This window comes from Vibrio hippocampi (genome assembly GCF_921292975.1).
GTDB classification, from domain to species: domain Bacteria; phylum Pseudomonadota; class Gammaproteobacteria; order Enterobacterales; family Vibrionaceae; genus Vibrio; species Vibrio hippocampi.
Genome location: NZ_CAKLCM010000002.1, coordinates 438,555 through 452,874, shown reverse-complemented (window position 1 = coordinate 452,874; position 14,320 = coordinate 438,555). Strand labels below are relative to the sequence as shown.

Below are 14,320 nucleotides of genomic sequence, written 5' to 3'. Positions count from 1 at the left end.
GATCCACCCTACAAAGTTTCCCTTAAAATTAATTTTGTTGGTAGAATTCTCAAGTCTTCCATATCATCTTTACTGTTCATTGCATCGACCAGTGTCTTTGCTGCTATCTCACCCATGCCCATTTTTTGATGGGAGATAGTGGAGAGTCTTGGAATCATGAGTTCTGCCATCTGTATATCGTCAAACCCAACCAGTTTCATATCTTCTGGGATTGCGATATCTTTTTCCTTCGCCGCTCGAATAATACCAATTGCCATTTCATCGTTCGAAGCGAACACCGCTTTCGGTTGTTTACCTAATTCAATAAGCTCCTGCATTTTGGTATACGCAGATCGCTCGGTGAAATCACATTCGATCAACAGTGAGTGATCCACGTTGATTTTGTAATAGCCCAGCGCTGAGATATAACCATCAAGGCGCTTCTGAGCATCATAAGAATCTTCAGGACCTCCAAAGTAATAGATCTCTTCACATCCTGAGTTAATCAGTGCTTTTGTTGCTGAGAACGCACCACCAAAGTTATCTATAAGAATGTTGTAGATATTTGGACCAGAAACCTCCCTATCTAGCACAACAACAGGGAAGTCTTTCTTCGCTATCGACTTGAGAAATTCATCATCAAATGAGTTAGTCAAGATAATCGCTCCGTCAACCATTCGATCTCGGATATACTTGTGTGCCGTAGAACCTTCATTGCCATACACGCTGCAAGCAACAAGATCGTACCCGTTTTGGTGACAAACTTGTTCTATACCTTTTACTAACTCACTGTAGATCGGTCCAAACCACGAGTTAAAAAATAGGCCAATCGCATTGCTCTTTTTCTGTTTAAGCTGCTTTGCATTATTGTTTGCAACATAATTAAGCTCAGATGCAATTTTCAATACATGCTCTCGGGTCGCATCACTAATTCGTGGGCTTCCGTTTATTGAATAAGATACCGTTGCGATCGACACATTTGCTTTCTTTGCTACATCTTTAATTGTCACTGCCATGTTCTACAGAGCCCTTGTTTCAATTGATTTCACCATCATGTTTGTTGAAACGATTCTACCAAGAATGTGCAATAAGCAACAATTAATACCCAACCAAAGTTGAAATACATGATGTTAACCCGGTTACCGGGTTAACATCTTCGGCTATAGTGTTACTTTCAGAATATTACCTGAATCATTAAGCTTGTTTTTCAGGTAGTTAGATTCAATCACCGCGCCACCCGTACGATAGCGATTCGATTGGAGCTCAAAAGGAACATCTACCCCATTCAGTTGAATGGTTTTAGGTGTGTATTGACCCTCTATTGATTCAATGACCACTTTTACGGCTTTACCTTCAACTTCATAGTCCATTGAAACGGTACCGAGTCGCGACGAAACAATCGGATCGAGCACTAAGTTTCCACGTTCGAATCGCAAGCCAAACACATTGCTGATCAGTTGATTTAAGTAAATGCCAGGACCGCTAGAGTAAATACGCCAGCCTCCTTTCACCGAGACTTCGCCTGCTTTAACTTTGTCGAAGTTATCGTAAGCAGAATAACGGTCATTGAATTTCGCATCAGAGCTTGAGAAATACGCGTTCGACTGTCTAATCTCTGCATTAGGCACAATATCTTGAATCCCCACAGGGATAATTTTGTACAAGTTGTCGAATACGGCTTCCGCATCACCTAATTTACACAGCGCTTCAATAAAGCGAATGTGAGCGTGACAATATTGCAACCCAACCTCACGGCCTAAGTTTGCTGCAAGCTCGGCGCGTTTAAAGTAGGTTTGTTTGCCTGCTTTGTATTCCGCCATTCGATCCATCAGTCGTACCCCATCTGGGTGCACTAAATGCTCTTTAATCATCGTCATATGTTCATGTGCCATTTCTGGTGTGAACGTTTCGGAAATGATAGAGCGACTGGCTGGTAATAAGCGATATTTAATACCCGTATTTTTGTCTGATGGGTGAAGAAGGTACTCCACTTCTTCAACTTCACCTTGCCCATCTCGAGCAAAATGGATGAAACCAGCAATCACCTCATCTTTGATGAGGTAGTGGTGATAGTCCTGCTCCATATCAGTTGCAAGTTTTGTTAACTCATCACTGAAATGATTAAACTTAGTCACATCTTTTAAGACTCGCGCCATTCCTTTCAACGCTTGCAGCGTAAGAGGGATCGTCCAGCCACTGACCATGTTTTCACGCAGAGATTGATTGGCAGGTTGCAATGTGTCATCCCAGTCACCGTCTCCATAGCAAGACAATGACGTCCCCGGAACGAGATTATCAATGATGTGCTGAATTTGACGTTCAACATGACTGAAGAGTGAATAATGATCATCGCTCTTAGCAAACTCTTCTTTCGCCAACGTATATGGAAGCATCTCATCAAGTAAGCTGAAATCACTTGTGACTGCTAGGTATTCACCTAGAGCTTTTAAAGGCCAAACAATGATATCGCCATGGGCATCTTCTTGTTGAATCTGGGCATATTGATCGAACATGAACCACTGAGGCCAGGTTCCTGTTTCTTGATACTGATGACTATAAATCTCTTTGAGCAGGTCTCTTGCTTTGCCATATTCTTGCATTGACATAAACAGTTCGAATGGACCCTGAGATACATCTCGAGTTCCCCATGCTGCGCCAGAATACTGCTCTAAGCCATGCGGCGTACTATAGTGAACCAGCGCATTGTGGGTAAACCAATGAACTGTCTCATTTAAACGCTGGCTGTTAATTTCATCGTGTTCAAAATGCAGTTTAAAGCCCTTGGTTAGCTTGAGGCGTTGAGACTCACATTTTTCGGTCTCTTCATTAAATTCTATACATTGGCCTTTAGAGTTGATCCCGGCCAATTCGCCACCAAAGGTGATCCGTGCTTTATCGTGTACAAGCCCTTTGAGCACTAGATAATCTACCGAACCTGTCTCTGGGTTAGAGATAATGTCCCACTCAGATAATTCTAAACTTGGTAACAGGCTAAAACTCAGCTCGGGTGAAAACTTTTCAATCAGCTCATTACGACCTTTAATGGTGAGACCATCTTCACCTTGAGCCACACTAATAACGCTATCTGACTCGTTATTGCCAAAGACAAGCTGATGCGACACAGCAATATCGAGCGCGGTATCTAAACCACGAATTTCAATCTCTAGCTGAATATTTGGTGTAGCTGAAGCAGCAAATGAGCGGACATCAATGAAACCATTAAGGTATTTGTAAATCCAGCGAGAGTAATTCGTCCCTACCTCGTAAGCCGAAGGCATTCCTAAAGCTTGGTAAGTATTCCCCTCCTTAATCCAAATACGTTGGCCTCCATTGGAAAAATGATTGAGAGGATTTCGACATACACCAAGTAGCTTGTTGAATGACGTATTACCCAGTGTTAACTGAGAATTAAACACACCAAAGATATGGTGGGTCGCACTCATAATTGAGTCTTGATAATCGGTATTGTTGCCTGTTGCAATTACATGACCTGTTGTACGCTCCATGTGTTGCTCTTTTGCGGCCAACGTTACGTATTGGCTATCACCATAGAAAAATGAAAGCAGTTCACCATCTTTAGACTCAGAGAAACGACGTTCTGTACCGAAAAGCTCACTTAATTCATGTTCAGTTAAATTCTCACCTTTAATGTAAGGCGCTTTTCCTTGTGGTTTGTAAGGCAGAGCATTATCACAATCGACAGCATGTTCACCGCGAGCATAGATGGACTGAATAGACGAAATATCAATGTGTTGCTTGAGGTTAGATTCTTCACAGTGGCTTTCCACAACGCCATAAAACGTTTGAACGCTATCATTGTTTGGCGCGAGTGTGACCGACTCAGTTTGAAGGGCAATATAACCCATTTCATACTGATATTTTTCATTCGCGAGTTCGTGCTTCTTCAGCGCCATGGCTTCGCCAGTGACTTTGTATTCTTGACCAAAGAACTGGTAACCATCCGTACTAAAGCCAATAACCGGAGAAAACGAACCTATCTGAATTCTTGGGTTGCCTGCACTTTGCGGCAGGTTTTGCCGACTACATACAGTAAACCCATAATCGTCCAGCTGATGAATCTGGTGATCTAAGTACTGCGAACAGTACGCTTCATTGGTTTTAACTGCACCCTCGTCAGCCAATCCGAGATCTTGCCCATAGACCAGATCAAAACTCAGGTCGTGGCTGCCGATATTGCTAACTGTTACGTCATAGAAAAAAGCACTATCCACAATTCTTAGCGATACCAGCGCTTCATATTTATCAGTAGTGGTCTTCCAGGCTAATGAGCCACCCTTCTGCTTAAACGTTTCAATTTCTTCATTAAAAAAAAGCAAAGGGGTTGCTGAAATAATATCCTGGTCGAATGTACGTAGATAGATATTGCTGATCGACAGTTCATTAAGCGGTGTATCAAAAAGAGATACCATCAATTTTTCACTGCGAATCGCAGACAGCACGCCCGTTGGGCTAAAGGTCATATTGAGTTTTTTATCACCGACGATCAAAGTCGGTTCATTAATAAATTGGTGCATCGCGACAAATCTCCAAGCGCTGAATTTTAAGAATAGAAAATGTTTTTTTCAGTTGAATCATCGAACAGATGGCAATTACCCATGAATAATTCGATATGGCAGCGAGAGCCGACAGCAGGAACCTGCTCACGATCTGACTGCTTGCAAATAACCTGACACCCTAGAACGTTTAGGTGGACGTAAACTTCAGAACCAAGCTCCTCGATAGCCTCTACTTCCGCAGACAAGGTTGCAGGGCTTTTCTCTAATCGAACAGCGATATGTTCTGGACGAATACCTACGTGAACCTTCTTATCAGCCCATAACTCCGCACGGGCATGACGCTCTTGAGGTAATTCAATAACTTTCCCTCCGAAATCAACGCCAACGGTGCCTTCAGACTTACTCACTTTTCCAGCGAACATGTTCATTGCTGGCGAGCCGATAAACTCAGCGACAAAGCGATTTTTAGGATTGTGGTACACATTCATTGGTGTATCCACTTGCATGATATGCCCTTTATTCAAGATGCACACCCTGTCTCCCATTGTCATGGCTTCCACTTGATCATGGGTAACATAAACCATAGTCGCAGGGCTGCCAGACTCTTGAAGCTGTTTATGTAGGCGAGTAATTCGCATACGCATAGAAACACGTAATTTGGCATCAAGATTTGAAAGCGGTTCATCAAATAGAAAAACCTCTGGCTTCCTTACCATTGCCCGACCTAAAGCCACACGCTGACATTGCCCACCCGACATTTGGTTGGGTTTGCTGTTAAGCAACTCAGTGATCTCTAATAGCTCGGCGGCTTCTGATACTCGTCGTTCGATTTCTTGCTTCGATTTCTTTGCCGTTTCTAAGCCAAAGGCCATATTCTCATAGGTGGTCATATGCGGGTAAAGCGCATAATTTTGGAAAACCATTGCGATTCCACGGTCTTTCGGAGGCAAATCATTGCACACCTTATCACCAATAAATAGTTGACCGCTTGTAATACTTTCAAGACCTGCAACCATTCTTAGCATTGTTGATTTGGCACAACCAGATGGACCAACGAGTACCATAAACTCACCATCTTTAATGTCTAAGCTGACATCATGAATCGCATGATAGCCATTGTCGTAAACCTTGTTAATGCCTTCTAGAGTGACCTTTGCCATGGGCTATAACTTCCTATCTCAAGCGAGGGTTAAACGTTTCAACAAAAATAATAACGATACCGATAATTCAAAGCAATGAATTCATTTCGATAGTTTTTCGTTTCGTGATCTCTGTCTTCTACGATGAAATATTACAATATTTCATCGGCGACAAAAGTGGAGTAAAGGGTCTGTAATGTTGATGTTTGCCCTTTAAAATCAATGTATGCAGCAACATGCTCACGCACTGAATCTGCGAAGAATGCTCCCACAAACATCCCTTGATCTAAGCCAATCACTTTACTTGATACTTGACCTGAACTGTCTATAGCATCAGCCCAACCAGCCGACGTTTCAATTTGAGGATAAGTCAGTATCAATTGGTTTAAACGTTGTATTGCATCGGTAGGTGAAAGCATATAATACAGAGCCAAAGCATGGGGAGTGCCAGTGGTACCTGTTTCAATTGAGTTGCTGTATTTTCTATGGCTCTCAGAAACCGATTCGAGTCCAAATGCTGCATACCCATCATCTATAGTTGAAGAGGCTGAGACAAAGGGGATGTTGTGTTCATCGGCATATTGAAGATGTACTTGAGTAAACTCTTCTACCATTTCATAACTGGGCATCAATGACGACTCATCAAGCCATAGTGCTGGTAAAGTCGCTTGGAAATACGAGCCATCCCAAGTGAGCATCGGCGTGACACTGAGTCCCGCATTTGAGACCTCTCCTCTCACCAATGTCATATCGGTAAAAGCGGTGCTCGGAACTTGGCCATTCGTCACCATGACTGCCCAGAGTGTGGCTAACCGGCTTTCATTAGCTTTGCGATCCAAATAATAAGGAAGGTACGCAAAGGCATTTTTGTCCCACCCAGCCCTTAGATAACCTTGGATAGGGTCATATAGCACTGACCAACCTGTAACTTGTTCATTCAATAAAGCTTCAGCTCTAAGAGACAGTTGGTTCAAGCGTTCATCAGTATGGTTGTTGAGCGCACCGTATAGACCCGCTAAGGTAAAAGACATGATGCCATTGTCTACCGCCGATGCGATGGCACTATCATCAATGGTTAGAGCGTCCCCCTCTATCTGATATAGCCAGTAAAAAAGACCATTCCATTTTGGGGCGTTTTCTAATGTACTTAGTACGGTACTTAAACGAGTAATAGCAGCCTCATCACCAAACTCAACCATTTGAATCAGTACATTTATATACAAGGCAATCGTCGATATATTGGTGTAAGTCGAAGGGGTTATCTCACCATCATTGACCAAAACATGATCAAAAGGAATATGGGCAGAAGTTGAAACCCCAACACCATCGATAAAGTAATCCATATTGTCTTGCAACGACTGTTCAAACCCCGTGGGATAGTATTTCGATTCGATTCTAATTTGAGTGATCACATCTTCTTCAGGGACAGTTGGGGGTGTCGAGTCATCATTATTGCTACCTCCACCACTATTGCACCCTGTCAAGATAGCAGCCGATAAGGTGATAAGAGATAAGAGTTTAAAATTCATAGGAGCCTCACTAAGTAAAAGCCCCGAAGGGCTTTGTCATATCTCGGATAATTATTTAGAAGTTCCAAATGATGCCAACTTTGGCAAACACACCTTCTTTATCACCCCAAGTGTATTCATTACCGTTTCTCTGCTTGTGGTCTCGATAAGCGAGATCCGCTAATAGACTCATACTTGAGTTGATGGGGATTTCTGAGTACAAAGCATAATTGTTGTAATCGTAGCCCGTCCCATCATAGATTTCCGTTTCGCCTTTTTCATAACGAAGCTCAAGGTACACATTGTTATCAAAGCGGAACTGAACTAACGGTTTTATAGCGATTTCTGTCCAAGCAAAATCCGTTTTATCCTCATGATACAAAAACTTACCGCCTACATTGATCCAGTCATTAAAGCGATATACATACAAAGGCTCTGTTTCATAAAACATCGACTTTTCTTCATCCCAGTAACCAGATTCTAGGTTGAGGTGCAAAAAGTGCTTTCCATATGAAAAATTTAGTTCTGGTGTGATCTGGTACCGACTACTCTCTAGGAAGCCAGACACTTTTTCATAGCCTAGCTCGATGGCGTAATTGAAATGCTCATTCACCCACTTTTCATAACGAGGCATAAACTCAGTGGTGAGTAACGCGTTACCCTCTGATACTTTATCTTTTCCTCGGTATCGATGCGTCTCCTTGATTACGTAGGCAAGTCGAAAGTGCTCACTGATTTTGGTTGAACCATCAGCAAAAATAAACGTCTGAAAAAGCTGGCTTGGCGCATTCTTATAGACGTATTCTTCGTACTCATACCCGGTCAGCATACGTGTTCGTTTGGGAGTCGCTCCACCCGAATCTGAAGCCATAAGTACCTCACCAAAGCCACCAATATCTCGCAAAGATTCATCGAGTTTCGGAAGTTCTAGTTGCTCACCAGCCACTAATCCGTGACCCGGTAGTTCAATACCATCCCACATTCCCGGCTTAGCTTTAACGCTGCCGTATCCCGGTAAAGAGATGTCATCCCATACCTTTGCCTTCGTTTCATCACTACTGAGCGCATTTGTAGAGAATAAAGCTAGGCTGACCCATAATGCCGTAGAGAATTTATTCATGTTCTAACCCCCCACGGTTACTGGTTATTCGGAACAAAGCTGCGATACATGTCTCTTACATCATCCATGTAGCCACGTGCTTCCAAGTAAGTTTGCACATCGGCATTGATCTCGCCAGCAACAAACGCCCCAACAAACATGCCCTGATCGAGAGAAAGTATTTTGGTCGACATGCGACCTTCAGTATTAACAGCGTCATACCAACCAAATTCGCTTTCAATATTTGGGTAGTAAGCTTTCAGCGCTTTTAGAGCTTGTATCGATGTTTCAGGACTAACAATATAAGATAGTGCCGTCGCATGAGGCGTTCCTGTATCTCCAGGAGGCATCTCATTGTTAAACATAACGGTACTCTCTGAAAGATAAGGAACACCAAATTCAGAGTACCCATCATCAACGGTTGCCGATGATGAAAGTAAAGGTATATTGTGCTTCGCCGCATAGACCATCTGAGCAAACGTCATGTCTTCAACCAAGCTGTAGTCAGGCATGAGTTCTCTTTCATTCATCCAAATAGAAGGCAACATGCCTTGGAAGTAAGTACCATTCCAAGTCAGCATTGGATTGTATTCTTTACCATTGAAAGTATATGAGTGCGTATATAGCTCCATATCATCGAAGGCACTAGTCGGTATTGCGTTTGCACCTTGATCACGAGTAATTAGTGCAGCCCATAGCGGAGCCAAACGGCTTTCATTTGCTTTTCTGTCAATAAAGTAGGGTAATGCCGCATCGTCTTTAGTGCTCCAACCCGCATTCAACAGACCTCGGTTTTTGTCATAAATAGAAATCCAACCATCAATTTGCCCTTCTAGGATGGTTTCTATTCTTGCGACAATAGCTTGTTTCTCTGGCGAGGTTGAATCAAGATATGCACCCGCTACCCCAACAAGCGAAAATGCTAAATTGGCATTATCAACAGCCGGTACAATACCTTCTATGGTTGGCTGCAGTTTTCCATCAACAATGTCGTATGGCCAAAAGTACAGCCCTTTCCAGGTTGGTGTTTCTTCTAGAACATCAAGCACTTCGGCAATTCTTGTCAGTGCATCGGCATTACCCGCTTTTTCCACCTCAACCAAAATGTTGAGATACAAACCGATCTCGGTGGTGTTTACATAGTAAAAAGGGACAACTTCACCATCAACAATAGAGACGGTGTCAAAAGGGACTTTAGAAACTGGGTCCACACCTACACCATCGCGGAAAAAGTTCAGATTGTTGTTGAGTTCAGACTTAAAGTTATCAGGGTACAAATGATCTCTAATCGTCAGTTCATTTAAAACAATGTCATTGGCAAAGGCGCTCGCACTGAAACCTATCAATGCGGTAGCAAAAGCATATTTCTTATTATTCATCATCAATTCCAAATCATAAAATTAAAAGGGGCTTGATTAAACGTTTATATTAACATCAAGCAAAAAAGGAGAATCGTCAATAATATGTACTATACAAACGTGATCCAAGTTTCATTATTTTTCTTTCCATAAAACACAAATTCAAACAAAACCAATAAAATCAAAAAGTTATGCAAAAACAAAAGCACATTTAACTGAGTTAATTCAAAATCACACCAATAAAATTTAACATTCCAAGCCCATTTATGCCGAGATTCACAAAAATCACATTGACTTTATATTTTTCCTTGCCTGTTTATCATTTAAACATCATGCTCAGTTTTGATTAAACGTTTAAGCGAACTTTGAAATAAGTTATTAAGTAGCCATAGGATTGAGAAAAAGCCATGGAACAGTTTAAATTTAGTAAGAAAACACTTATTGCATCTCTCTGCACTTTAACGCTAGCAGGATGCCTAGATGATCCCTACGAAGAGCCGAAACAACCTGTTGATTCGATTATGCTCTATGGTTCAGGTGATGATGGTTCATTTTCAATGGCCGTCATCGACAGCTCAGGAACAAAAGCGTTCGTAGACAGTAGTGGCTCAGTGAGCCAAGGTAATATTCACACTCAAAGTATGTCGGAAAGTACTAGTGGCGATCTCGATGTCACAATCACCAACGACGAAAATGGACGTATTCTACTAGAGAGTAACGACGAAGAGGCTGTCTTTTTAGATATAGATACATCAGAAGCTACCTTGCAGTTTGACAGCCAAATGAAGAGCAAACCTATTGATGGTCAAGAAGTCTACTTGACTACCCAAAAAGAGATAGGACAAGATCTTGGGAATGTTCCCTTAACCAGCACTTTTTTGGCTAGCTACAACGGAGCAACGCAAACAGTCAAGGTCCCACTGTCTTGCTTTATAAGCGCAGGAATGGATTTCACTCAAGCTGTAGCCCCATTTGCACTTGAATCTTCTAGCAGCCTCGACTTTACCCTTGGCAATATTCAAATCGTTGCCAATTCAATCGAAGAAGATGATGTACTCGAATGCCAATCAACCAGTGATATGGTCGAAGCTGATGACCTCAACGATAGCTACCAAGTATCGACCTTATTTAAGGTAAGCGACACTGGTACAGAGGGTTGGGCAACAGGCATTACAAACTGGATGACAACTGGCACATCGACTCTTCATTGGGCAAGCGATTACATTCGTGTTGAATTTACTGATGCGCCTGCAGGCGAAAATGGTGGACTGGTTTTCGCAACAGCAGACGGAAGCACTCTAGACATTTCAAACTACATCGACACAGGCATACTTCAATTTTCACTGAATGTATCAAGCTACGCGTCACACCCAACAAAGCGTCTCCAAGTACAAATGGAATCGAGTGAGTTCGGTAATTCTCTGTCCTATCTCTTAGATGAAAGTGCAGCGTCGAACCGCTGGACGGAGATAAAGATTCCCTTAAGCGAGCTTTTCACTCGCGATGATGGCAGTGTGAACATTAACGTACTTAAAAACATCGATAAGGGTCTGTCTATTCTCCCTGAATGGGTGGAATCTACAGACACACTACAAGGGATAGATTTTTCTATTCGCGATATTCAAATTGCAATGAGCGATCCGACGAAAGAGATAGACCTATATAGTCCTAGTGATGATCAAAGCTTTGATGTCATCATCATGGATAGTGATGGTGTGGAAGCGACCGTTGATGAAAGTGGAAATATGATACAGGGCAATATCCAAACTCAGAATCCACTAGGTGCGCTAAGAGGCACTCTTAACGTCAACATTTCAGACGATAAACAAGGTCGAATATTGCTGCGAAGTAGCGATTCAAGTCATATTAACTTGGATGTTGACCCATCAAGTGCAACGCTCCAGTTTGATACCAACGCAATTAGTAAACCGGCATTAGACCAAGAAATCTACATCACGACTCAAAATGAAATCGGTGTCGATATAGGGAAAGTTTCTATAACCAGTTCATTGCTTGCGAACTACAATCAGGGAACACAAACCATCAAGGTTCCTCTTTCGTGTTTCTCTGACGAAGGTATGGATTTTGCGAATACAATTACTCCCTTAGCATTGGAATCTTCAACCAATCTCAATTTTGAATTTAGCAACGCTCGCGTCATAGGGAGTTCGCTCGATCAAAACAACGTACTTGAGTGTGATGACACGAGCACGCCACTTCCTGGAGATGATCCAAATGATTCATACTCTGCATCTAAAGTATTCTTTGTTTCTAGTGGCGTACAAGGTTGGGCTACGGGTATTACCAACTGGATGACAGGAGGAGGTTCAACACTTCATTGGGGAGGAGATCACATTCGTATTGAATATGACAATGCACCAGCAGGTGAAAACGGGGGGTTAGTTTTAAAAACAACCGATGACAGTACCCGTGACCTGTCCAACTACATAGACTCCGGAGTATTGCAGTTTATGTTCAACGTCGACAGTTACGGCTCTCACCCAACTCAACGTTTTCAAATTCAAATGGAATCCAAAGAGTTTGGTAACTCGCAACCTTACTTTCTAGACGTTGGTTTGGGCTGGCAACAGATTCAAGTTCCTCTACGTGAGCTCTTCACGAATGAAGATGGAAGCATTGACATCAATGCCTTAAAGAACATTGAAACCGCGGTTTCAATTCTTCCTGAATGGGTTGGGGCTGACGATACATTGCAAGGCATGCAATTCTCAATAGGCAGTGTTCAACTAGTCATATTGTAACTACCGATTCAACTAGGTTGGAGGCAAATCCCCCTTGTACTCCAACCTTTTTTTCTCTAAATTCTGCTCTATAAAGCTCGCAGGTTGTACGAATAAGTTCCATCGACATCGACTTCAATTGATAACATTTCCCTTCATTGATATAGCTCGTGTTCAAGCAAGTCTACAGAGTGTCGTGTTTCCTAGTGGAAGCCTATTTAGGGGCACAAATGCATGAACCTCCCTCTCCCAAAGCAAGACCTAGATGGTTATCATGTCCAATTGCAACCAGAGGTTTGAGTGGCTATTCAATAATCGCCAGAGTAATAAAATTAACACTTAGCTATTAAACATTTAATCAGGGTTAGCATTGTGAGGATTTACTTAACTCAACACCCTGTATTGACGGCGTAATAAAATAGACAAGAAGGTTAATTAAAACAGCCGATTAACTGAAACGTTTAGTCATCAAGGTCGACTTAAAATATGACTGGTCAATCCTTTTGGTCGAACTTCTAAGACATCAATAGACCAACCACTGGCGATATTATTCAGATAGCAAAAAGCCGCTAATTAAAGCGGCTTTTTTAATGGGTGGAAGCCCCAGCCACATCCCGGCACACAAGTCATCCGCTGCGGCTGCTTCCTTCCGGACCTGACCGAGTTCACGAACTATTGTTGCGGGAGGACCAGAGCCTCCATAGATTTGGTGCGTTCAGCAAGTTTTCTGCCTTGCTTTAGCGTGTGAGGATTATCAAGCATCGCTGCACTGATTGCAACCTTATATACGGCTTTTTGTCCGCGCTCACGTTTAATTGCTTATAGAGTGAACAAGTTCGGCGAGACGTCGATTAAAATCAATCTTGCGTTTGAGCTTCAACCTGTAAGATATAATCCGTCATCCATGCCGTTCCTAGCAAGCAGAGCCAGACGACAAACACAGGTTGTGGAACGTCAATGGCAGGATTTACCACCAATGCGGCAAAACCCACCGTCGGCAGTGTCCAGCATAACAACTTGTTCCAACGCAGATTTTTTAGACGAGTTAAGTTCTCGACCATGGCAAGAATACCGATTAAGCACAGCGAAATTGCAGACGCCGTTGCCCACCCGGCAATCCACATTGGGATCACCAGTAGCAACGCCCACCAACTATGATATCTCACCCCTTTGCGGTTTTCGCGAGTGCGCCAATGACTGACCGCGTACCATGCGGTGCAGACCGCCGCGCCCTGAACAAGACTCATGATGGCAGAACCGCCCATACCTCCACTTGCCTGTGTAAATAAAATACCCAAGCTGAGTGTCGACACAATCACGCCCACAATGGTGACAATCCAAATATTACTGCGGCGAGAAAACACCACCATCAAAACCGGAAGTAAAGTCCAAACGGCGATCGATAAAGCGACGGGTTGACTGGGCAGCGTTAAACCGTAAACCAACATAGAACCCAGCAGCATAAGTCCAGCTATGCCGCCTTGTGGCAGCAGCCAAAGCGCAGGAATGAGCAGCGCCAATACGGGCACATCACTGGTAGAAACGCTTAAAGAGTTGACACAAAACACCGCCAACAGACTTGTTATTAGAAACTGAAACACAGAAAATACCATAAGCCACTCCCTATACCCGATGGTAAAAAACGACTGAGGACAGTGACAGTATGGATCAGTTTTTAATGCAAATCTTTGCTGTAATTCACCAAATTCCACCTGGAAAGGTCGCCACCTATGGTCAAATCGCTCGATTAGCGGGGTATCCCGGTTATGCGCGCCATGTTGGTAAAGCATTGGGGAACTTACCTGAGGGCTCCAAATTACCTTGGTTTCGGGTGATCAATAGTAAAGGGGAAATATCACTGAAAGGCGACGACTGGCATCGACAGAAAGAGAAGTTAACGGCAGAGGGAATCACGTTGACGCCCTCTGGAAAGATAAAATTGCGCCACTATCAATGGCAACCATGATCAACGGTTGCAA

Annotated in this window: 9 protein-coding genes and 1 other RNA gene; 2 read left to right on the top strand and 8 right to left on the bottom strand. The window is 42.9% G+C overall.

From position 1 onward, the window contains the following. Positions 1 to 8 precede the first annotated feature (8 nt). The 6 genes from L9Q39_RS04540 to L9Q39_RS04515 form a co-directional block, all read right to left on the bottom strand. Positions 9 to 995 carry a LacI family DNA-binding transcriptional regulator gene (locus L9Q39_RS04540; RefSeq protein ID WP_237483931.1) on the bottom strand — a complete coding sequence of 329 codons (987 nt, stop codon included), beginning with the start codon at positions 993 to 995 and terminating at the stop codon, positions 9 to 11. A gap of 144 nt (positions 996 to 1,139) precedes the next feature. After that, positions 1,140 to 4,514, bottom strand: a complete 3,375-nt coding sequence (locus L9Q39_RS04535; protein ID WP_237483930.1) for a GH36-type glycosyl hydrolase domain-containing protein — start codon at positions 4,512 to 4,514, stop codon at positions 1,140 to 1,142. A gap of 26 nt (positions 4,515 to 4,540) precedes the next feature. After that, positions 4,541 to 5,656: an ABC transporter ATP-binding protein gene (locus tag L9Q39_RS04530; protein ID WP_237483929.1), complete on the bottom strand. Its 1,116-nt coding sequence runs from the start codon at positions 5,654 to 5,656 to the stop codon at positions 4,541 to 4,543. A 131-nt stretch (positions 5,657 to 5,787) separates the two neighbouring features. Next, the gene (locus tag L9Q39_RS04525) at positions 5,788 to 7,164 is read right to left on the bottom strand and encodes a hypothetical protein (RefSeq protein ID WP_237483928.1); all 1,377 of its coding nucleotides are present in this window, start codon (positions 7,162 to 7,164) and stop codon (positions 5,788 to 5,790) included. A 55-nt stretch (positions 7,165 to 7,219) separates the two neighbouring features. Then, the gene (locus L9Q39_RS04520) at positions 7,220 to 8,263 is read right to left on the bottom strand and encodes a hypothetical protein (protein ID WP_237483927.1); all 1,044 of its coding nucleotides are present in this window, start codon (positions 8,261 to 8,263) and stop codon (positions 7,220 to 7,222) included. A gap of 17 nt (positions 8,264 to 8,280) precedes the next feature. Continuing rightward, positions 8,281 to 9,621, bottom strand: a complete 1,341-nt coding sequence (locus L9Q39_RS04515) for a glucoamylase family protein (RefSeq protein WP_237483926.1) — start codon at positions 9,619 to 9,621, stop codon at positions 8,281 to 8,283. Positions 9,622 to 10,007: 386 nt separating this feature from the next. Between L9Q39_RS04515 and L9Q39_RS04510 the strand changes: the two genes are divergently transcribed. Continuing rightward, positions 10,008 to 12,362 (top strand): putative glycoside hydrolase, encoded by a 2,355-nt coding sequence (locus L9Q39_RS04510; RefSeq protein ID WP_237483925.1) that lies wholly within the window; start codon positions 10,008 to 10,010, stop codon positions 12,360 to 12,362. Positions 12,363 to 12,939: 577 nt separating this feature from the next. Here L9Q39_RS04510 and ffs read toward each other — a convergent pair. Both ffs and L9Q39_RS04500 read right to left on the bottom strand, forming a co-directional pair. Continuing rightward, an RNA gene (ffs, locus tag L9Q39_RS04505) (signal recognition particle sRNA small type) lies at positions 12,940 to 13,036 on the bottom strand. Positions 13,037 to 13,198: 162 nt separating this feature from the next. Continuing rightward, complete coding sequence (locus L9Q39_RS04500) at positions 13,199 to 13,954, bottom strand: VP0952 family biofilm-associated protein (protein ID WP_237483924.1); 756 nt, start codon at positions 13,952 to 13,954, stop codon at positions 13,199 to 13,201. 50 nt (positions 13,955 to 14,004) lie between these two features. Between L9Q39_RS04500 and L9Q39_RS04495 the strand changes: the two genes are divergently transcribed. Further along, complete coding sequence (locus L9Q39_RS04495; RefSeq protein ID WP_237483923.1) at positions 14,005 to 14,307, top strand: MGMT family protein; 303 nt, start codon at positions 14,005 to 14,007, stop codon at positions 14,305 to 14,307. Positions 14,308 to 14,320: the final 13 nt, after the last annotated feature.